Annotated in this window: 17 protein-coding genes; 6 read left to right on the top strand and 11 right to left on the bottom strand. The window is 45.4% G+C overall.

Annotated features, from left to right (window positions below; genetic code table 11):
* Positions 1 to 42: 42 nt before the first annotated feature.
* The 3 genes from V7R35_RS14510 to trxA all read right to left on the bottom strand — a co-directional run bounded on the left by V7R35_RS14510 (position 43) and on the right by trxA (position 3,439).
* A complete protein-coding gene (locus V7R35_RS14510; RefSeq protein WP_334015684.1) occupies positions 43 to 1,350 on the bottom strand; it encodes an amidohydrolase in 1,308 nt (435 codons plus the stop codon).
* A gap of 217 nt (positions 1,351 to 1,567) precedes the next feature.
* Positions 1,568 to 2,833: a transcription termination factor Rho gene (gene rho / locus V7R35_RS14505; RefSeq protein ID WP_014997165.1), complete on the bottom strand. Its 1,266-nt coding sequence runs from the start codon at positions 2,831 to 2,833 to the stop codon at positions 1,568 to 1,570.
* 279 nt (positions 2,834 to 3,112) lie between these two features.
* Positions 3,113 to 3,439 (bottom strand): thioredoxin TrxA, encoded by a 327-nt coding sequence (gene trxA, locus V7R35_RS14500; protein ID WP_012517074.1) that lies wholly within the window; start codon positions 3,437 to 3,439, stop codon positions 3,113 to 3,115.
* A 100-nt stretch (positions 3,440 to 3,539) separates the two neighbouring features.
* On the opposite strand from trxA, the gene rhlB reads away from it, so the two are divergent.
* Both rhlB and V7R35_RS14490 read left to right on the top strand, forming a co-directional pair.
* Positions 3,540 to 4,826: an ATP-dependent RNA helicase RhlB gene (rhlB, locus tag V7R35_RS14495; protein WP_334015625.1), complete on the top strand. Its 1,287-nt coding sequence runs from the start codon at positions 3,540 to 3,542 to the stop codon at positions 4,824 to 4,826.
* Positions 4,827 to 4,890: 64 nt separating this feature from the next.
* Complete coding sequence (locus V7R35_RS14490; RefSeq protein ID WP_334015624.1) at positions 4,891 to 6,402, top strand: Ppx/GppA phosphatase family protein; 1,512 nt, start codon at positions 4,891 to 4,893, stop codon at positions 6,400 to 6,402.
* 12 nt (positions 6,403 to 6,414) lie between these two features.
* Here the strand turns inward: V7R35_RS14490 and hemB are convergent, their stop codons facing one another.
* Genes hemB through tatA form a run of 7 tightly spaced genes read right to left on the bottom strand, consistent with a single transcriptional unit; the run spans position 6,415 to position 11,962 of the window.
* On the bottom strand, positions 6,415 to 7,419 hold the full coding sequence (hemB, locus tag V7R35_RS14485) for a porphobilinogen synthase (protein WP_334015623.1): 1,005 nt from the start codon (positions 7,417 to 7,419) through the stop codon (positions 6,415 to 6,417).
* Complete coding sequence (locus tag V7R35_RS14480) at positions 7,416 to 9,311, bottom strand: sensor domain-containing diguanylate cyclase (RefSeq protein WP_334015622.1); 1,896 nt, start codon at positions 9,309 to 9,311, stop codon at positions 7,416 to 7,418. Before V7R35_RS14480 ends, hemB begins: the two co-directional genes overlap by 4 nt.
* A gap of 8 nt (positions 9,312 to 9,319) precedes the next feature.
* On the bottom strand, positions 9,320 to 10,099 hold the full coding sequence (locus tag V7R35_RS14475) for a TatD family hydrolase (protein WP_334015621.1): 780 nt from the start codon (positions 10,097 to 10,099) through the stop codon (positions 9,320 to 9,322).
* Complete coding sequence (locus V7R35_RS14470; RefSeq protein ID WP_334015620.1) at positions 10,100 to 10,642, bottom strand: hypothetical protein; 543 nt, start codon at positions 10,640 to 10,642, stop codon at positions 10,100 to 10,102.
* Positions 10,643 to 10,664: 22 nt separating this feature from the next.
* Positions 10,665 to 11,423, bottom strand: coding sequence for a twin-arginine translocase subunit TatC (gene tatC, locus V7R35_RS14465; RefSeq protein ID WP_334015619.1), 759 nt, complete (start codon positions 11,421 to 11,423; stop codon positions 10,665 to 10,667).
* Positions 11,424 to 11,723, bottom strand: a complete 300-nt coding sequence (tatB, locus tag V7R35_RS14460; RefSeq protein WP_014948087.1) for a Sec-independent protein translocase protein TatB — start codon at positions 11,721 to 11,723, stop codon at positions 11,424 to 11,426.
* Positions 11,723 to 11,962, bottom strand: a complete 240-nt coding sequence (gene tatA, locus V7R35_RS14455) for a Sec-independent protein translocase subunit TatA (RefSeq protein WP_334015683.1) — start codon at positions 11,960 to 11,962, stop codon at positions 11,723 to 11,725. The genes tatB and tatA overlap by 1 nt, the downstream gene beginning before the upstream one ends.
* Before the next feature lie 176 nt (positions 11,963 to 12,138).
* On the opposite strand from tatA, the gene V7R35_RS14450 reads away from it, so the two are divergent.
* Positions 12,139 to 13,140: a hypothetical protein gene (locus tag V7R35_RS14450; RefSeq protein WP_334015618.1), complete on the top strand. Its 1,002-nt coding sequence runs from the start codon at positions 12,139 to 12,141 to the stop codon at positions 13,138 to 13,140.
* 36 nt (positions 13,141 to 13,176) lie between these two features.
* Here the strand turns inward: V7R35_RS14450 and V7R35_RS14445 are convergent, their stop codons facing one another.
* The gene (locus tag V7R35_RS14445; protein ID WP_334015617.1) at positions 13,177 to 14,883 is read right to left on the bottom strand and encodes a cyanophycinase; all 1,707 of its coding nucleotides are present in this window, start codon (positions 14,881 to 14,883) and stop codon (positions 13,177 to 13,179) included.
* A 424-nt stretch (positions 14,884 to 15,307) separates the two neighbouring features.
* Between V7R35_RS14445 and V7R35_RS14440 the strand changes: the two genes are divergently transcribed.
* From V7R35_RS14440 to iadA, 3 genes are read left to right on the top strand one after another with little or no spacing between them, the layout of a single operon-like run.
* Positions 15,308 to 18,322, top strand: coding sequence for a TonB-dependent receptor domain-containing protein (locus V7R35_RS14440; protein ID WP_334015616.1), 3,015 nt, complete (start codon positions 15,308 to 15,310; stop codon positions 18,320 to 18,322).
* Positions 18,323 to 18,377: 55 nt separating this feature from the next.
* Positions 18,378 to 19,859 (top strand): putative basic amino acid antiporter YfcC, encoded by a 1,482-nt coding sequence (gene yfcC, locus V7R35_RS14435; RefSeq protein ID WP_334015615.1) that lies wholly within the window; start codon positions 18,378 to 18,380, stop codon positions 19,857 to 19,859.
* Positions 19,860 to 21,026 (top strand): beta-aspartyl-peptidase, encoded by a 1,167-nt coding sequence (iadA, locus tag V7R35_RS14430; RefSeq protein ID WP_334015613.1) that lies wholly within the window; start codon positions 19,860 to 19,862, stop codon positions 21,024 to 21,026. It begins immediately after the preceding gene.
* Positions 21,027 to 21,043 lie beyond the last annotated feature (17 nt).

The raw sequence follows: 21,043 nt of genomic DNA, 5'->3' as shown, positions 1-21,043 counted from the left end.
TTTTCATAACTAACGGGCTTGCTGTTTAGCCTAAGGTTGCGCTTAATGTTGAGCCATGTAATCGAGCGTAAAGTTGGTAAGAAGCTTAACGCCGAGCTTCATACCCGCATCATCAACGTAAAATTCAGGCGTATGGTGAGCAGGGCTATCTTCTTCACTCACATCAAGTGGCTTGCCACCTACCCATACATAAAGACCAGGTACTTTTTCCTGAAAGAACGAAAAGTCCTCGGCACCGGTTACAGGCTTAGATAACAAGGTTTTATCAGCACCTGCGGTACGCTGCATGGTAGGTAGCATAGCTTGTGTAAGTTCTGGGTCGTTGTAGGTAATAGGGTAATAGTAATCAAGCGGAAGCGTAAGTTCGGCCTCGGCGCCCATGCTTTCAGCAATGGCTTTTACTTTTCGTGGCAATGCTTCATAAATATGCTCACGTGCAGCCTTGTTTAAGGTGCGAATGGTACCCACCATTTCCACTTCATTAGGAATAATATTTGAACGATTACCGCCATGGATTGAGCCAATTGAAACCACCGCCGCGTCGTCAATTAGCTTTAGCTCGCGACTAACGATAGTTTGTATAGACATGATCATTTGTGCGGCAGTAACTACAGGGTCTACGCTTTTCCATGGATAAGCACCATGGGCTTGTTTACCGTGTATCACAATTTTAAACGGGTCTACCGCTGCCATTGTGCCTCCTGCATTGTAGCGAACAGAGCCCACATCAGTATTGGCATTAATGTGCAAACCGAAAATAGCATCTACGTCTGGGTTCTTTAAAACGCCTTCTTGTACCATAACTTCAGCGCCACCTTTTTCACCAGCCGGAGCGCCCTCTTCAGCGGGCTGAAAGATAAACTTAACTTTGCCTTTCAGCTCACTTTTTATCTCGGTTAGTATGGTTGCAGCCCCCATCAACATAGCCATGTGCGTGTCGTGACCACAGGCGTGCATAACAGGCACTTCATTGCCGTTGTATTCACCTATTTGTGTTGAGCGATACGGCAAATCGTTTTGTTCTTTTACTGGCAAGCCGTCCATATCAGCGCGAAGCGCCACAACGGGACCAGGTTTACCTGAGTCGAGAATAGCCACTACACCCGTTTTAGCTACGCCTGTTTGCACCTCAAGCCCTAGGCTTTTTAGATAATTTGCAACGTATTCGGCGGTCTTAAACTCGCGGTTAGATAATTCAGGAAACTCGTGGAAATGATGACGCCATTTAATGACATCTGGCTCTACTGCTGTAGCCAGCGCTTCTACATCAGCATTACTCGCGCTCGCGATAGTAGAGGCGCTTAAGAGTGCAGCTCCAACAAAGGTAAGTGATAAAAATTTGCGGAACACGTTGTAGTGCATGGTTTATCTTCCTTTAAAGCTGTGAACAGAGTAGAGCGTTTGGTGGGCGTGCTAACACTGCAGCACAAAACTAGTTGTTTGCAGAAAATACCCCATTCACATCACAGTGAATATTAGACTAAAGTATATGGCGAACAACCGCTTTTTCTCAAGTAAACAAAAAAGGCACCTACGGGTGCCTTTCTTATAAATATCAGAAAATTACTTAGCTTTTCTGTCTGCGCATTGCATCGAAGAACTCATCGTTAGTTTTCGTCATCGAAAGCTTACTGATAAGGAATTCCATAGCGTCAATTTCTGACATTTCGTGAACAATTTTACGAAGGATCCACATTTTTTGTAGTTCATCCTGAGCTGTAAGTAGCTCTTCACGACGGGTACCCGAACGGTTGAAGTCGATAGCTGGGAATACACGCTTTTCTGCAATTTTGCGGTTAAGGTGTAATTCCATGTTACCTGTACCTTTAAACTCTTCGTAGATAACTTCATCCATTTTAGAGCCGGTATCGATAAGTGCAGTAGCAATAATTGTTAAGCTGCCACCTTCTTCAACGTTACGCGCGGCACCGAAGAAGCGCTTTGGCTTGTGCAGAGCGTTGGCGTCAACACCACCGGTAAGTACTTTACCTGACGATGGGATAACGGTGTTATATGCACGGGCTAGACGCGTAATTGAGTCAAGCAAGATAACCACGTCTTTTTTATGTTCAACAAGGCGCTTTGCTTTCTCGATAACCATTTCAGCAACTTGTACGTGACGGCTTGCTGGCTCGTCGAACGTTGATGCAACGACTTCACCTTGTACAAGGCGGTGCATTTCAGTTACTTCTTCTGGACGCTCGTCAATAAGCAGGACCATTAACTCACACTCTGGGTGATTAGCGGCAATCGACTGTGCAATGTTTTGAAGTAGAAGCGTTTTACCCGCTTTCGGTGGTGCAACAATAAGACCACGCTGACCTTTACCAATAGGTGAGGCCAAGTCGAGTACACGTGCAGTAATGTCTTCAGTAGAGCCATTACCACGTTCCATGCGAAGACGGTCTGCTGCGTGAAGCGGCGTAAGGTTTTCGAAAAGAATTTTATTACGTGAGTTTTCTGGCTTGTCGAAGTTTACTTCACGAATTTTTAACAGAGCGAAATAACGTTCGCTGTCTTTCGGCGGGCGAATCTTCCCGGCAATGGTGTCACCTGTGCGAAGGTTGAAACGTCGAATCTGACTTGGAGAGACGTAAATATCGTCTGGACCAGCAAGATACGAAGAGTCAGCTGAACGCAAAAAGCCGAAGCCGTCCTGTAAAATTTCTAGTACCCCATCACCAAAGATATCTTCGCCGCTTTTTGCGTGCGTCTTTAGGATTGAGAAAATGATGTCTTGTTTTCTGGCGCGCGCCATGTTCTCCAGGCCCATTTCCTCGGCCAGGGCAACCAACTCGCTTATTGGTTTGTTCTTTAATTCAGTTAAATTCATACTGGTGGGTCTTTGTGCTTGAACTTCGCTTACAGGACTTATAGTCACTCTGTTCTAGTTTAGATTTGATTTCACCCGGATGTGGGCGTAAGCAGAATGCTGCTCGGATGAGCGCTAAACAAAAGTTAGCACTATATTTAGACAACGTCCAGCGTTTTACTGCTGAATTGTTAAATAATTTGGAGCGTGCGTTTGATGATAAAAAAGCAAAGCGTAGTTATTAGAAAAGGTAAAACGAAAAAACCGGCGCAAAAATGCACCGGTTTTGACGTGTATCGATTACAGGTTCTCGTTAAGGAACTCTGTTAGTTGTGCTTTTGATAACGCACCAACTTTAGTTGCCGCTACATTGCCGTTTTTGAAAAGTAACAATGTAGGAATGCCACGAATGCCATATTTAGGCGGAGTTTCGTTATTTTCATCGACATTCAACTTGCCAACTGTTAACTTGCCATCAAACTCGGTCGCAACTTCTTCTAAGATTGGTGCGATCATTTTACACGGGCCACACCATTCAGCCCAGAAGTCAACCAGTACAGGACCTTCAGCATTGATAACATCTGCTTCGAATTTATCGTCAGATAACTGGATAATTTTGTCGCTCATTCTTTTCTCCATTTTTGGACTGTTGCTGATTTGTCTCAGCCCGACCATAAGTGTTATATAGAAACTGTTTTTTAATGCAAGCACTGATAAGCTATAAGCTATGCCTACTCACTTAACTGATACTCATTTTTCCGACCTGCCGATTAACGGCAAGGTTGTTGACGCCTTGACGGCAGCTAATTTTTCACATTGTACACCAATACAAGCCCTTGCACTGCCTCCTTTATTAGAAGGTCACGACATTGCAGGTCAAGCCCAAACGGGTACAGGCAAAACCATTGCCTTCTTGGTGGCTACATTTCACTATTTGCTAAGCAAAGCAGAAAACACAGGTAACAGCAAATCAAATGGTCCGCGTGCAATAATAATGGCACCGACCCGAGAGCTTGCTGTTCAGATTTACAACGATGCAAAACTGCTTAGTGAACATACCGGTTTAACGCTTGGTTTGATTTATGGGGGCGAAGGTTACCAAAGTCAACGGGAAACGTTAGAAGAAGGTGTAGATATTATTATTGGTACGACAGGACGCATTCTGGATTACTACAAACAGAACGTGTTTACTCTGAAAAATATTCAGGTTGCCGTACTTGATGAAGCCGATCGTATGTTCGATTTGGGCTTTATAAAGGATATCCGCTTCTTATTCCGCCGTATGCCACCAGCCGCAGAACGTTTAAGCATGTTGTTCTCGGCCACCTTGAGCTATCGCGTTCAAGAACTGGCTTACGAGCACATGAATAACCCGACGCATGTTCAGGTTGCGCCCGAGCAAACAACAGCGACGCGTGTAACGCAAGAACTTTTCTATCCGTCTGACGACGATAAAATGCTGCTTCTATTAACGTTACTGGAAGAAGAATGGCCAGAAAAAGCGATTGTTTTTGCGAACACTAAAAACAGCTGCGAGAAAGTTACCGACTGGCTAACTGCTGATGGTCATCGCGTAGGCTTGCTAAGTGGCGATGTACCTCAGAAGAAGCGCCTAAGCATATTGGAAGACTTTACCAAAGGTAATTCAGACATATTAGTGGCTACAGATGTCGCCGCTCGCGGTTTGCATATCGATGCGGTAACGCACGTATTTAACTACGATTTACCTGACGATGCAGAAGACTATGTTCACCGAATTGGTCGCACTGGTCGAGCAGGACAAAGCGGTATTGCAATTAGTTTTGCTTGTGAAAAATACGCGCTTAACTTACCGGCGATTGAACAATATATTCAGCAAGCAATCCCTGTGACCGACTACGATCGCAGCGCTCTGCTTGAAGACGTAACGCCGCCGAAGCCACGCAGAAGACGTGCACCAAACAATCGTAACTCTTCACGTCGCGGTAATGGTAGAGGCCGAGGCAAGCCCCAAAATCGAAATAACAGGGCGTAATGCCATAGCGAACAAAACGTAGCGAAAAAATAAAGCATAACGGTAATAGCAAGAACGAGAAACTATGCAGGCAGAATTACAGCACGATGCGCAAACCTATGGCGAGTATTACGCCGCCATAGACTTGGGCTCGAACAGCTTTCACATGGTTATTGTGCATGTGGTAAACGGCAGTGTGCAGATTATCGGGAAGATAAAACAGAAAGTGCGATTAGCCGCCGGTTTGGATGAGCATTTTGCACTTGATACTGAAAGCATGGAACGCGGCTGGCAATGCCTGCAAGTATTCTCAGAACGTTTACAAGACATCCCACCTTCTAATATCAAAATTGTAGCAACAGCCACGCTGCGACTTGCTACCAACGCTCACGAATTTATCAAAAAAGCTGAAGCCATTCTAAATCACAAACTCAACGTAATAAGTGGTGAAGAAGAAGCGCGCCAAATTTACTTAGGCGTAGCATACACGTCGGCAAACCAAGGCAACAGCTTGGTGATTGACATTGGCGGCGCCAGTACCGAGATCATTATCGGTAATGATATGCAGCCCATTCATCTGAAAAGCTTGGATATGGGTTGCGTTACCTTTATGGAGCGCTACTTTGAAGGCGGCGAAATAACACAAGCTAACTTCGATAATGCAAAAGCGGCTGCCCATGCACTTATCAAAGATGTGTCTGACACCTTTCTATGCTTCGATTGGGAAAACTGTTTGGGCGCGTCAGGTACGCCACAGGCTATTACTGAGATTTTGGTTGCTCAGGGTATTAGCGACGCCATTCGCCTAGATTATTTATATCATCTTCAACAGCAGTGCATTGACTGCGGTCACATCAGCACGCTTGATATAGATGGCCTTGAAGACAATAGAAAAGCGATATTCCCATCGGGTTTAGCCATTTTAATTTGTTTGTTTGAAGCGCTACAAATTAAAAACATGAACATTTCAGGTGGCGCTCTACGTGAAGGCCTCATTTACGGCATGCTTGATAATGTGACCGACAATGATCGTCGTCAACAAACACTAAACCAAGCTAAGCAGCGCTACCACATTGATAATAACCACGCCAATGCTGTACGTCAGGTGGCGCTTGGACTATGCCACCAGCTGTGCGCGCAGCGCAACATCTGCCACTTAGACACAGAAACCATATTGGGCGCAGCAGCTCAGCTACACGAAATTGGGCTGCATATAGAATATAAAAAACACCACGAACACGGCGAGTACATTCTTAGCCATATTGACCTACCAGGTTTTACGCGGCTTCAGCGTGCCGCTATACGCGACTTGGTTGCGCAGCACAGGCTAGACATTAAGGCCAGCGTATTCGACAAGTATCACGAAGACTACCGCCCTATGCTTAAGGGCTTAATGCGCGTGCTGCGTATTTCAGTAGTGCTATGCCTTCGCCGTCAGAACAAACACATTCCAGAGGTGTCTTTGCTGTGTGAAGATGACCGCTGGACACTTACCTTTCCAGAGGGATGGTTGAAGTCGCACCCGTTAATTAATGCAGAACTTGCCAACGAGTGCTGGTTACAGCACAAAGCGGGCTGTGAATTAATTTGTAAATAACCTCTTGTTAGGCTATGTTTGCGTTTGAAGTAGTTCAGCAGCCTTAGGTGCAAAATACGTTAAAATACCGTCTGCTCCTGCGCGCTTAAACGCTAGAAGCGACTCTAACACTACTGCATCTTCATTAAGCCAGCCATTGGCGAATGCTGCCTGATGCATTGCGTATTCACCACTTACTTGATAGGCAAAGGTAGGCACTTTAAACGTTTCTTTGCAGCGTCGTACTACATCTAGATACGGCATACCAGGTTTCACCATGACCATATCTGCACCTTCATCTATATCCAGCGCTATTTCGTGCAAAGCCTCATCAGTATTAGCAGGGTCCATTTGATACGTTTTCTTGTTGCCGCCTTTTATATTGGCTGCTGAGCCGACCGCATCCCTAAACGGGCCATAGTAAGCTGAGGCGTATTTCGCTGAGTAGGCCATAATGCACGTGTTAACGTGGCCAGCGTCCTCAAGGGCTTTACGAATACTTCCTATACGCCCATCCATCATATCTGAAGGCGCAACGATATCAGCGCCGGCCTCTGCATGTGATAATGCTTGCTTTATTAGCACGTCTACCGTTTCATCGTTCATCACATAGCCATTCTCATCAATTAAGCCGTCTTGGCCGTGTGACGTGAAAGGATCCAGCGCAATATCAGACATAAGCATAACGTCAGGATAAGCCTTTTTCATTGCACGCATAGCCTGTTGTGCTAACCCTTCTGGATTAAATGCTTCACTGGCACAGTCCGACTTTAACGACATAGGGGTAACAGGAAACAGTGCAAATGTACGAATACCTAGTTCAACCCAACGCGCCGCTTCTTGAATGAGTAAATCAATAGACAGACGCTCAACACCTTGCATCGACGGTACGGCTTCACGTGCATTTTCACCCGGCAATACAAAAACCGGGTAAATCAAATCATCAGTAGTCAGCGCGTGCTCAGCCACCAAGCCACGTAAGGCGTCTTTTGCACGGAGGCGGCGCATTCTGCGAAGAGGAAAAGAAGAAGACGTCATGATTTGTCCTGTAAATTTTGGTGAATTACGATATTTCGCCCAGCCGCTTTGGCTTGATAAAGCAACTCATCGGCATAGCGAAATAGTGTTTGTGCGTGCTCTTCACTTTGAATAACAGTAGTAGACACCCCAGCGCTCACCGTAAGCTGTATTTGCTCACCGTCGTAGGTCATTGGCGATTGTTCCAGTGAAGCACGCATACTCTCGGCCACGTGATACGCGCCGTTTAAGTCGGTATTAGGCAATATAATGGCAAATTCTTCACCACCAATACGACACAAGTCATCTGTAGGGCGCTGAATAAGTTTTTGAAAGACTTTGGTAACGTGAATCAAACACGCATCACCTCCGTCGTGACCATATTTGTCGTTAATTTGCTTGAAGTAGTCAACGTCAATAATGGCTAATGACAGCGGAGTTTCTTCTCGGCGGCTACGACGCCCTTCATTTCGCAGACGCTTATCAAAGTGCCTTCGGTTGTGCACGCCAGTAAGCGGGTCGATGGCGTTTAACCGCTCTAGCTCCTGATTTACTTCGGAAAGCTCGCGAAGCGTAATTTCTAACTCTAGCGTGCGCTCTTGCACCTTGTATTCAAGATCGTCTTGATAACGCTGCTGCACACTTAGCAGGTTTTCCTTTGCTGTGTTGGCTTGTTTTTCCTGTTCTAGTGCAAATTGCTGCGCTTCAATTAAGTCGTCTCGGCTGTGGCTGTAGCTTATAGAAAGAATGAGCGCCAAAATTAGCGTTTCAACAGCGCCACCAATAATCAGCAGGTTATTAGAAGAAATGGGCAGGTTTATAAGATTTACATTATCTAAGCTTGCGCTTAGCCCGCTTATTAACAAAAAGGCCCATGCAATAGTGAAGTAACGCGCTACGGCAACACGTTTTAATGACAGCCAGACACCTAGTGCGAGCGTGTAGATAACGATAAGGCTTAGCAACAGTAAATAAGCTTTTATCATGAAGTAGTAGGGTAAAAATAAGCCAAGCACAATGCTTAACGCGCACACACCACTAGCAATAAGCGTAATTTTATCCAGTAAAACGCTGTGCTCTTTTACGGGCAATAAACTTCGTGTAAACAGCGTGGCAAACATGATGGTTGCGTTTGCAAAAACAATAATCGCTTTACTTTGAAACCACGTATTGTCAGCCCATAAATAGGTAAACCCAAAACCGTGTAGCGTTGCCAGCGTAAGCGCCAAACTTAGCACGTACCCTGAATAAAACATAAAAGAAGTACTGCGCGACGTAACCGTCAAAAACGCATTGCTTACCCCCATGGCAACCAACACACCAAAAAATAACCCCAACGCAAGGTTGCGACTAGTACTGAAGCTTAAGAACGCTTTTTCTTCCCAAATACGCACTGGCAACCTAATAGTGCCTGAAGTTTGCACGCGCACAATAACTCGCTGCGATTCAGCACTTGATGGCAGTGGGAATAAGGGCTTGGTATGCACAATGGGGCGCTTTGATAGCATTTGTGCATCGCCAGCGGAAAACTGTGTAATGGGCGTACTGCCTACTCGGCTGTAAACACCTACATCAAGGTAATCTAGCAGCGGATAATCGATATGAAATAAGAAGCTATCACTTGCGCTTTGCGTTGGAGGAATGACAAACGAAAACCAATGCACAGCCTTATTCATGCCCAAATTTACAGGCGAGGTGGTGGGGAGCCATTTGTCGGTATCTAAACGGGTGATATTGTCGAAGGAAAGGGATTCATCTTTATCTATGGTGTACATTAACTGCGAGTATTGTGGTGCAGCCCCTTTGTTGGGTGTAAGGCTAAGCGAAAACAAAATAAATGACACTACCGCAACAGCGGTAATTAATATTAACCCCGCATCGTAATTTTTCAGTACCTTCGAATTAATTTGCATCTAACGCGCTACTCGCCGAGTGAGAATAAAGTGCACGTGTTAGCATAGCTACAATCGCGCAAAGTTTCTGTTGTTTCGCCTAAATGCTCGCTAAGGTACTGCCCAATGTGAGGAAGATATGCAGGCTCGTTGTTGCGCTTACGCGGTCTTAATGATTTGGGGAAAAGGTAAGGAGCATCGGTTTCCAACACCAATTTATTTAATGGGATGCTGTGAACAGCCTCTCGCAAATCGCCGCCACGCTTTTCGTCGCACACCCACCCAGTTACACCAATGTACAACCCCAGCGCCACGTATGCTTCTACTTGCTCTTTAGTTCCCGTAAAACAATGTGCTATGCCGCCGGTGAGCGATGGCATGTAACGTTTTAACAACGATAACTGCTGCTCGAATGCGTCGCGTTCGTGAAGATAAACTGGCAGCTCAAGCTCGCTTGCTAATTTTAGCTGTGCTTCGAACACAGTAAGCTGTATTTCAGGCGCAGAAAAGTTGCGATTGAAATCTAAACCACACTCGCCTATTGCCACACACCCTGGTTGCGTTGCCATTTCGCGCAGCATGTCATAATGCTCTGGCAACACATCTTTTGCATTGTGGGGGTGAACACCAATGGTGTAGCAGCAGGTATCAGGGAACGCTTTGTGAAGTGCAACCGCGCTTTTCCATTCATTAGGATGCGTAGTAATAACACAAAGCTTGCTCACACCGGCCTGCTGGGCACGGGCTATGATGTCGTTGGCGTCAAACCGACTATCAAGAAGGTTAACGCCAGCATCAAACCACGCCATCTATTTTAGGCGCTTTACTTTCATGCGCTTATTTAGGCCTTCAACGCTCAAATAAAATGAACCTAACAAGCCACGCTCAACGGTAACAACCTGCCCTTTTTCAAACTTAAGGTAAGTTTCGTCGGTTTGTTGCCACACCGAGCCATCGCTGAAAGTAAGTTTATGCTTTCCACGCACAGTTTTAGATAGCTCTGCAATGGTCACTTGAAGCTCAGAAGCTTCTTTAGATAGGTCGCGTTTATGCTCTAAACCGAATTCATTTTCAGGCTCTGCATTACGCGCTACTGGCTGAGCAGGCTGTGCTGCTGTTGAAGGTACAGAGGCTGGGCGCTTTACCGTAAGCGCAGGAAGTTGGCTTAGCTCGCTATCAGCGCCCTCGTATTGGCGCAACGACTTAGCTACGTTGTCGTAACACACTAGGCGTTTTAGGCTGTTATCTGTGTTTCGGCATTTTTCAATGGCTTGCGCAACGGTCTCGGCCTGAACTGACGAAGCACCTAAAGCGCATATTAGGGCAATAAGAGAAACAGCGCGTTTTTTCATTTTAATTCCTTTGTTATAGCTGTTATGTGTTGTCTGAGCTTTCAGACTGTTGTTCTGCTGCGCGTTCTGAACGCTTTGCGTAAAGCCCACCAATGATGACGCCTACTTCAAACAACAACCACATTGGAATAGCCAATAGGGTTTGTGAAATAACGTCAGGCGGTGTAAGCAACATGCCAACCACAAACGCACCAACAACAACATATGGGCGCTTGGCGCGCAGCGATTTGGCGTCTGTTACGCCGGTCCAACACATAAGAATAATGGCAATAGGTATCTCGAATGAGACCCCAAAAGCAAAAAACAGTTTCAGAACAAAATTAAGATAGCTCGATATATCGGTACTTACCGTAACCCCTTCCGGCGCAACGCTGGTAAAAAATGCAAACGCGATGGGGAATACCACAAAGTACGCAAACGCCATTCCTGCATAAAACAACAAAGTACTAGACAGCAGTAAAGGTGCTACCAAACGCTTTTCGTTACGATACAACCCAGGAGCCACGAAGCCCCAAACTTGATAAAGTACATAAGGAATGGCGATAAAAAACGACAGTACTAGCGTTAATTTAAAGGGTGCGAAGAACGGCGATGCCACATCAGTGGCTATCATACTGGCGTTTTCTGGCAATGCCTCTAACAGCGGCCTTGCTAGCAGCTGATACAAGTCTTGAGCAAATGCTGCGAGGCATAAGAACACAATAAGCACACTTAATAATGCTTTAAGTATGCGACTGCGAAGCTCGATAAGGTGAGATATTAAGTTGTTAGCGTCAGACATTTATTGTTTTTTATAGGGTTCTTGAACAGATTCGGCCGCTTTTTTTAATTCGTCGACGCTTTGTTCAAGTTCAGGTGAAAGATCTTTAAGCCCTTGCTGTTCGGCTTTTTTTAAATTCTCATGCAATTCGTGCACGCGCAACTGATGCTCAACCTCCTGCTTAAAGCCGGTTGCCACATTGCGCACGCTGCGAATTGTGTTAATGGTAGAGCGCATTGCTCCTGGCAGTCTTTCTGGCCCCAATATAAGAAGTGCCAACACGCCAATGACCAATAGCTCCCAAAAGCCAATATCAAACATTAGGAGTTTTCTTTTACATCACTCTGCGTTTTTGTTGAAACAGTGTCAGCGGTAGATTTCTCTTCTACTTGCTTTTTCTGTTCAAAGTCAGCGTCTTTCTCTTCTTCACTAACGGCTTTTTTAAAGCCTTTAATGGCGCCGCCTAAATCAGTACCGATTCCTTTCAAACGTTTTGTACCAAAAAGTAGCACTACGATCACTAAGATAATCAATAGCTGCCAAATACTAATACCACCCATAAATTCTTTCTCCCTTACATCTGTTACCACAGTATGCCATTGCGCGGCGCTGCTTTCACCTGAATATTTGTGACGGTGAATAATGATTGACGTTTCATTATCACCAATCCATGCTTCTATTAACCGTTGAGTATAAATCAATTGTGCTCAATACGTCTTATTTAAACAAGGAGTTAGTGAGCTTGCCGTGCATTTCCACAATCTGCTACGCCGTTATGCTCATTTCACTTGAGCCACAAATAGACACGCGCACGCTTCCTGTAAACACTAATACTGCTGTTACGTCACTAAAAGCTGAAAAGACTTCTTCCAGCTTACATCAACACAATGAATGGTTCGATGTGTGGCAGCGCAGCTTTACTGACTCGATGGATTTCACTGTACGCCAATTAGATGGTCTTTTTCGCTCTGACGATGAGCGTAGCTTCAGTAATGAAGAAGCAAGGGCAGAAGGTCGCATCCAGTTTGCATGGGAACCCCGAGACGGCATGCTTACCGACACGGATTTGCGCTTTAGAATTCGCGTAAAACTGCCAGCACTTGAAGACAAAGTCGATTTGCTACTAAGTGACAACGAAGATGAAACCCAAGACAATACCATTCGCGCCGCCCGAAATACGGATAATAATGATCGGGATCAGGCCACTATTGCTTTGCGATTTAGGCCAGAACAAGACTCTCACTATTCTTTTCGCGTAGGCGCAGGAAGACGAGATCAGCTTTATGTAAGAGGACGCTATCGCGACGCGACCGCGTTTACCGATAAACTGTCAGCGCTATACGATAGTGAACTGTATTACTACTCACGAGACCGATTAGGCGCAGAAGTTGGGCTGGCTATTCAATACGATATAGACAGAAAGCACCTTATAAGACAAAACAACCGACTTTATTTCAGAGATGACACTAACGACTGGCTGTGGCGCCATGAAATAAATCACCTTTATGCCATTGATGACCAAAACGCCATAGTTTCCCGAGCCATGGTTGAGGGGCTAAGCCGACCAAACTATCGCATTGAAGAGGTATATGCAGGAATACGGTGGCGGAACAACACGCTTAGAGACTGGCTTTTCTTTGAAGTTGAACCTTTTGTACTTTGGTTAAGAGACGAAGATTTTAATACCTCTTTTGGGGTCGCCATGCGTGTTGAAGTGTATTACGGGCATAATCGATAACGGCCTCGACAGGCCGTTATTCACTTCGAATCCTTATTATTGGGGCTCATAAACCAGAAACGGCACATTGCTATAGCCACAATAATGACTTCGCAACACTGCCGAGTCGGCAGATTTTTTCAATACATGCTGCGTGCCCTCTAATTCCCAAGCTGCATCGATTCCATCGCGACATAAGCGCATTGATTGCTCTCGCCAAACGCCATCGTCATTTTTGCGTTTGTGCTGAGTACTTGTTCGCTCGGTTGTGGCCGTTAAGTCTATTGTGAGTTTTTCACCAACAATAGTGCCCTTTGCGCCCGTTGGAACATAGCTTGCCGAGCCCGCGATTACTTTATTGCCTGCAGCACCGTTTCTTAACTCTTCCACACGCCCCTGACCAAGGTCGACAATAAACACCCCAGACTTTCCAACAACAGTAAAATCTGCGCCATGTTGGTTATTGTGTTGATTATTGTGCATGTCGACCACCAATGCTGTGGTTTCATCAACGCCAAAACCAAACTGCTGCAAGCTTTGTGCAGTGGCTGCAATAAGACGCACTTCCCTATCGCGCTCTGAAAAGTGGGTATCGAGTAAGCCAAAGTTGAAAAGACCCAAACCGCCGGTTGGATTAACGGTTACTGCATTATCAACAAGAACCTGCTCACAGCCTTCATCTTCACAGCGCTCTGATACCGGTGGAACCGAAAATACACCGCTAGACAGTACGCCTTTTGAGCTTCCACTGGTTAACATTGGCACTGGACGACCATTGGCGTATCCGCCAGCCTGCACTGCGGTGCCTGCACTAGTACCGCCCACAATAATCTGATCGTTACGCCACATTGAGCGCAATGTGGTGAGGAACGGCGTCGGCTGACCCGTTGGCGTACTTAGCGCTGCCAATGTTTTACTTTGATCGCCGCCGTTAAAGAAAATGCCGTCAAGGTTAGACAAAGTATTAATAGCTACGCTGCTATCTTCACACCATTGACGCTGCATGTCGGTACGCTGCGGATAAAGGCGCGCTTTGTCGTATAAATGGTTTTGTGCTCTAAAAGCTTCGAGCTGCTCACAACCATTGCCTCCCATACTTTCAACAAACGCCGCTTTTTGAAAGGCTGGCGAAAGAGGAAGCCATACCACTTCTACATTGGGTTGTTGAAATACGCCAATATAAAAATCGACCGCCTCAAATGGATCGCGAGATGAAGCGGTAACAACACCAATTTTTATTGGTGTGTTTTGCGCGTTATCTACAGCAGTTTCTTGTTTAAAAGCATGTTTTACGCGAGCGCCTTCTATAAAAGCCGTGTAAACATCAACCGATGCTTTTTCTTTTGTACTCGCTAGCGATACTTTTTCTTGTAAACGCGCGCCGTTTTCATCTAGTTGCTGCATTTCAAGTGCATCTAACAATATGAAATATTCTGCGTCTGAAAGCCCTCGAATATCGCTGTTTGAAAATCCTTCGTCGTTTAACGCATCAAACAATTCATTTTTTGTAAGCCCAGTCGCAATTGAATTTATATGCAGTAATTTTGAATATAAAAAATCATTATTTACTGCGTGCATTTCCATCAATGCTTTATATCGCGCTAACGACTCTTGATTAACCTCGTACAAAATAGTCGCTTTTGCGTTGTTAAAATCCATCGTCGATGAACAGTTTTTCGTCGACATACTCGAGCATGTTTTCAAAGCGCCACCGGCCAACACCAAGTCGGCAGAAGCAAAAGAAAAACTATAAAATACAGACATATAAAAACAAAAAAATACAGAAATCGGTATTCTAAGGCTTACGTTAAAACGAATATTTTTTAGACAAAAAGTGACTTCTTTCATTAGCACCAGCAGAACACTTAATTGATTGACTTTCATTCACGGTAGTGTTAACAAGTTATTAATGTCAACGGTAAAGTTAGTACCGAACAACGCTATTTGATTCAGACGAAATGCATAATTCGTCACAACACTGGTTTATTAGATGATCAAGAAAGCTGCCAATTTAGGCAACTATCGCTATCAAAACTTTTACTTGTCGGAGTGGTTCGACGAGTAGCTCCTTCGCCCTTCAATTCATTGAAGCGGCACAGCTGCGCCCTGCAGCAAACTCTTAAACTACAACAGGTGTTGAATTGCGCTAGAAGCGGCATTAGACCGTGCGCGCTATGGGATCATAACAATGAAAAAATCGACGTTAATGCACAAAATGGGTGTGTCTATTGGCACGCTAAGTTATCTATCTCTTTGTATTTCTGGGGCTGTATTCGCTCAAGAAGCCACAGAAGAAGAGACCGTTGAACGCATACAAGTGACCGGAAGTAACATTCGCGGTGCCAACCTAGAAGGCTCACAGCCGCTAACGGTACTGACTTCAGAAGACATTGCACGTACCGGTGCCTCTACCATTTCAGAATTAATGCGCACGGTAACGCAAGCACGCGGTGGCGTAGGAACATTTGACACTACACAAAGTGGTGCAACATCTACTTCTACCCCTCCAGGGCAAGCTGCGGCCTCGCTACGCGGTATCGGCCCTTCGTCTACCCTAACGTTGGTTAACGGACGACGCATTGCAGCAAGTTCTTTTGCTTCTGGCACTGAAAACTTTTTCGATATCAACAGCATTCCTGCTTCTGCCGTTGAGCGTGTTGAAATTCTAGCAACCGGCGCATCTGCTATTTACGGTGCAGATGCCGTAGCCGGTGTAATCAACTACATTCTGAAAAATGATTATGAGGGCTTAGAGCTTCAAACTAACTACGAAAATACAACCAACAGCAACGACCATGGTGCGTTTAATGTGCAAATGCTGTGGGGTAAGAATTTCGATAACGGAAGTAACTTAACGGCGTTTTTCGACTACTACGACAGAAAAGAAATTCGCGCTACTGACTTCTCGCAAACCCGCGATCCAATTCTTACTAATGGTTACTCTTATCTTCCTAAAAATACGCCAAACATTTATTTTAGAAGTACACAAAGCGGTGACGAAATTGGAGCACCAAACTGTGCAACCGAGCTGACCACAACAGAGTTTGGTGAAGAAATTTGTGCTTACTACGGCAATGAAGATGATTTCTTTGAAACGCCTCTTGAGACGTTGTCGGGCGGACTAACTTATACACTTGAGCTTGACGACTTGACCTGGCGGACTGATGTACTCATGTCTCGTACAGAATCTACTTCATTTTCGACACCCGCACCAATCAATCAGGTTGACGATCGCGAGGGGGCATGGATTGGTGTTGACGCACTCGACGTTTTCGATGACGAAACACGCAATTTTCTTCTAGATGAAATTTATATCGACCCATTTGACACTGTTGCTGGTCGGGAGCTTGATGGCTTCAGATATGATGCAAGATTCGGCACTCCAAGAACAGTAGATATCGAAACCGATGCAATTCGCCTTGTTTCATCGGTAATTGGATATATCAATGATTGGGAATGGGAAGCTGGAGCTTTGTATTCTCGAAGTGAGTCAGATCAAATCGCGAGTGCTGGGATTTACAATCGTTATCGCTATACGGCAGCGGCACATGGCGAGCTCTGTTCAAATGGCACAATAGCGCAATATGATGCATCGACTGACACTCTGTCTTGCTCTGGCGGTGAATTACTTGCAGCTTATAATCCGTTTTTACAAGGCGATGCACAAAATGATGCAACCCTTGCGCTTGCTCAAGCACAACCAACTAGAGCTGGCACCAGTGAAGTTTTCGGCATTGATGCAAAAATTAATGGCGAACTAACTCAATGGAATGGTAACCCTGTAATGCTAGCAGCGGGTGTTGAGTTTAGACGCGAAGAGATAATCGACGATCCTTCAATAGAAGCGCGCGCTCGTGCCGAAAATGATTATTTAGTTGATGTATTTGGTTTTGGCTCTAGCGCATCCGCCGCAGATAGAAACCAAGCAGGCATATTTGCTGAGTTGTTAGTGCCAATAAATGATCAAGTAGACTTAAGCTTAGCTGGTCGATATGACGACTACAATGATTTTGGCAGTACATTCAATCCAAAAGTTGGGTTGACATATCGCCCAATAGATAACTTGGTTCTTCGAGGTTCTTGGTCTACCGCCTTCCGTGCACCATCTTTAACGCAAGCAGGTGTTCAACTTCGCACAACCAATGCACAGTTTGACTGCTCGGCTAATGCTGCAGTATCTCAGCTTTTCTGTGAGAATGAAGGGCGTATTAGGTCAGCCAATGTATTAGAACTAGGTAACCCTGCACTGCGAGCGGAGGAATCTGAAGCGCTATCAGTAGGGCTTGCTTATAGTCCAACTGAAAATACCACGATTACATTAGATTTTTGGCAGTTTGACCACGAAGATATTGTCGACACTAACATGACAGACGTGCTTGCACGCTCTATAGATGATGTGACACTTCGTCATTGCGGTGTAATCCCAGAAGGAAGCCAAGGTATATCTTTCGATGAAGACCTATGCCTTGATCACCCTGATAGAGATGAAAACGGTGACTTCTTACTAGATGCAAATGGCGACCGTGTATTTACATTTATCGAAGACTCAAATGGTTTGATCATCACTGATGACGGAGCAAACCTAACAGAGATTCTTGCCGAATGGGACAGAGTCATCCAGCCTCGTGTTGTTGACCTCCCCCTTTTCAGAGACCACATTATTTTATTAGATAATACCGGCACGCAAGAACTCAAAGGCCTTGATTGGAATATTACACATGATATTGAATTAGAGAGCAGCGTTGTTGAGCTTGGGTTCTCTGGGACACATTACCTAGAGTACGAACGCAACAGACCTGGCTCTGATGAAATTGAATCTCTTGCAGGTCAATTCCGTTACCCTGAAACTATCGCGAATTTTGAATTATTCTATGTTGCAGAAGACTGGTACGTAGGTACCTATGTGTTTTTCACAAGCAGCTATCAAGACGATATTATTCGACTACGTGCCCGTGAAATCGATGAATTAATCGACAACGGCGTGATAACCGAAGAAAATCAAGAACGAGATATAAGTAGTTGGACAACTGTTACTTTAAGCGCAGGCTATTACTTTGACAATGCTGAGCTTCGCTTGACTGTAGATAACCTGTTCGACCGTGACGCCCCTGTTGCATATGGAACAGCTAGAGGGTTTGACGCCTTCAATCATGACCCTTATGGCACTAACTACACGTTATCGTTCAGCTACTACTTTGATTAAGTAGAATACTCTCAACACAGGGGGCCTAACGCCCCCTTTTATTGTCGAGGAACGAATGCAACATTCACCTTCAACATCGCGAATGCCCGATGCATTCGTTATCTTGTTTTTTGTAATACTGCTTGCTGGTCTAGTGGCGTGGCTTGTGCCAGCAGGTACATTTGAAACAAAAGAAATAGTGACATCGAACGGCGCAGTAAAAACTGTGTTAGATGCTGATAGCTTTACTTACGTAGAAGAGAGCCATGGTTTTGTGCTGTTTGACGGCACTGGCAACTCTACAGGTATTGCTAACTATGCGTTCGACGGTATGGTGTCGGGCGATAAATGGGGCGCAGCAGTAGGCGTAATCGCTTTTATTCTTATTGTGGGCGGCGCATTTGGCATTGTCATGCAAACCGGTGCCATTAATAACGGCATTATGGCGTTGATAAACCGCTTTCAGCATGCCGACAACTTGCTGCTTCCCGCTTTGTTTCTATTGTTTTCACTCGGCGGCGCCATTTTCGGCATGGGTGAAGAAGCCATTGCGTTTTGTATTGTGCTTGTCCCCCTAATGACGGCAATGGGTTACAACGGCATCATGGCCGTGCTTGTTACTTATGTGGCTACGCAAATAGGCTTTGCCACCAGCTGGATGAACCCCTTTTCGGTGGCTATTGCCCAAGGCATTGCCGACGTGCCACTCATGTCAGGTCAGTCGTTCCGTATGGCAATTTGGGCTTTATTTACGGCGTTTGGGCTCGTATTCACTCTACGCTATGCCAAACAACTGAAGGCTCACCCCCAAACAGGTGATAGTTCGCCTTCTACATTTAATACAAAGATTGAGTCACCACAAGAAGACACTGAACTTGCGCACACGTTTAGCGTTACCGACAAGCTTATTCTTGTGGCTTTTTTTGCCAGTATTTGTTGGGTGATGTGGGGTGTGATCGTGCACGCTTACTATATTCCGCAAATTGCATCACAGTTTTTCTGCATGGGCATTGTTATTGGTGCTATCGCTTGGTTTGGCGGGCGAATGCGTATGAATGACATCAGCGCAGCATTTGTAAGCGGCGCGCAGTCGCTTTTGCCAGCAGCATTAATTGTAGGCATGGCAAAAGGTATTGTGCTAGTACTTGGCGGTGACGATGTAACCTCGCCGTCGGTATTAAACACCCTGTTACATCACACAGGCACGGCGTTAGCGCAAACGGGCTCGGTAGTGAGCGCATGGCTAATGCTTTTATTCCAAAGTGTGTTTAATTTCTTTATTGCTTCAGGTTCTGGGCAAGCGGCTATTACTATGCCGTTAATGGCACCGCTGTCTGACCTTGTTGGCGTGACTCGCCAAGTAGCAGTATTGGCTTTTCAATTAGGCGACGGACTGACTAATTTAATTATTCCAACCTCTGCTTCATTAATAGGCTGTTTAGGCGTGGCTGGTGTTAGTTGGACGACATGGGTAAAATTCATCGCAAAGTTTTGCGCTAGTCTTTTTGCGCTTGCTTCACTTACCGTTGTCACTGCCGTTCTTATAGGTTTTTCTTAAATGCTTACGCTTATTAAAAATGTGGAATGCTACGCACCCTCGCCAATGGGCACCGTAGATATTCTTATTGCCAACAATGCCATTGCATGTATTGATGCAAACATAGCTATTAATGAATCTCTAGTAGACGTTATTGACGGCAGTGGTTTAATTGCGCTTCCAGGGCTTGTAGATAGTTTAGTGCACATTTCTGGCGGCGGCGGTGAAGGCGGCTTTCACACACGTACGCCACAGATGTCGTTAACAGAGGCATCACTTCACGGTGTGACTACGGTAATTGGTGCACTGGGAACAGATGCAACCACCCGTACTTTGCCCGACTTATTAGCTAAAGCCAAAGGGCTGAATATAGAAGGGATAAGTGCGTATTGCTATACCGGTTCGTATCACTTACCCGCTCGCACAATTACAGGTAGCGTAACAGACGATATTGCACTTATTGATTGTATGATTGGGGTTGGTGAAGTGGCCATTGCCGACCATAGAGCCGCAGAACCCACGGTTCAAGCACTCGCTGAAGTTGCTGCGCAGGCGCGTACCGGCGGTATGATTTCAGGGAAAGCCGGTATAGTTTACATTCACACAGGCGATGGAAAGCGCCAGCTTTCTGTGTTGCACGATGTGGTTAATGAAACCGACATACCTGCTAGCCAGTTCTTTCCAACGCACATTAATCGCAATCAAAGCCTTCTTGATGCGGGAATTACGTGGACCCGTGCAGGAGGAGTTATTGATATGACCACCAGCACCAATGAACAGTTTATTGAAGAAGGTGAAATTCCTGCGGCGCAGGCCATTGCCTATTGTTTATCGCAAGGTGTGCCAGCTTCACAACTTAGTATGAGCTCTGATGGCAACGCAAGTTTGCCTGTGTTTAACGAAAATGGGGCGCTTGTTGGTTTAGAAGTGGGTAAAGTAGGAAGTTTATTTGCAGCATTTAAAGCGCTTGTTCTTGAACACAATGTGTCGCTGAAAAACGCTATTTCAGTAGTAAGTACTACCCCTGCGAGCAAGCTTAAACTGCACCACAAGGGCAAAATTAAAGTAGGCTGTGATGCCGATTTAGTACTTTGCGATAAAGCGTCGCTAGACATTGTGCATGTGCTGGCGAAAGGCAAACAATTAGTGAAAGACAGTATTGCTGTGGTTAAAGGTACATTCGAATAAACGCCAATTCTATTTAG

The organism is Alteromonas sp. S167, from assembly GCF_036864375.1.
GTDB lineage: Bacteria > Pseudomonadota > Gammaproteobacteria > Enterobacterales > Alteromonadaceae > Alteromonas.
This window is presented reverse-complemented; position numbering and strand designations above follow the sequence as displayed.

Excerpts from the sequence above, each read along its gene's own strand:
- rho (WP_014997165.1), bottom strand. The coding sequence starts at position 2,833 with ATGAATTTAACTGAATTAAAGAACAAACCAATAAGCGAGTTGGTTGCC.
- V7R35_RS14440 (WP_334015616.1), top strand. The coding sequence starts at position 15,308 with ATGAAAAAATCGACGTTAATGCACAAAATGGGTGTGTCTATTGGCACG.
- V7R35_RS14475 (WP_334015621.1), bottom strand. The coding sequence starts at position 10,099 with ATGGCGTGGTTTGATGCTGGCGTTAACCTTCTTGATAGTCGGTTTGAC.
- iadA (WP_334015613.1), top strand. The coding sequence starts at position 19,860 with ATGCTTACGCTTATTAAAAATGTGGAATGCTACGCACCCTCGCCAATG.
- yfcC (WP_334015615.1), top strand. The coding sequence starts at position 18,378 with ATGCAACATTCACCTTCAACATCGCGAATGCCCGATGCATTCGTTATC.
- V7R35_RS14445 (WP_334015617.1), bottom strand. The coding sequence starts at position 14,883 with ATGTCTGTATTTTATAGTTTTTCTTTTGCTTCTGCCGACTTGGTGTTG.
- trxA (WP_012517074.1), bottom strand. The coding sequence starts at position 3,439 with ATGAGCGACAAAATTATCCAGTTATCTGACGATAAATTCGAAGCAGAT.
- tatB (WP_014948087.1), bottom strand. The coding sequence starts at position 11,723 with ATGTTTGATATTGGCTTTTGGGAGCTATTGGTCATTGGCGTGTTGGCA.
- V7R35_RS14470 (WP_334015620.1), bottom strand. The coding sequence starts at position 10,642 with ATGAAAAAACGCGCTGTTTCTCTTATTGCCCTAATATGCGCTTTAGGT.
- tatA (WP_334015683.1), bottom strand. The coding sequence starts at position 11,962 with ATGGGTGGTATTAGTATTTGGCAGCTATTGATTATCTTAGTGATCGTA.
- V7R35_RS14490 (WP_334015624.1), top strand. The coding sequence starts at position 4,891 with ATGCAGGCAGAATTACAGCACGATGCGCAAACCTATGGCGAGTATTAC.
- hemB (WP_334015623.1), bottom strand. The coding sequence starts at position 7,419 with ATGACGTCTTCTTCTTTTCCTCTTCGCAGAATGCGCCGCCTCCGTGCA.
- V7R35_RS14480 (WP_334015622.1), bottom strand. The coding sequence starts at position 9,311 with ATGCAAATTAATTCGAAGGTACTGAAAAATTACGATGCGGGGTTAATA.
- tatC (WP_334015619.1), bottom strand. The coding sequence starts at position 11,423 with ATGTCTGACGCTAACAACTTAATATCTCACCTTATCGAGCTTCGCAGT.
- rhlB (WP_334015625.1), top strand. The coding sequence starts at position 3,540 with ATGCCTACTCACTTAACTGATACTCATTTTTCCGACCTGCCGATTAAC.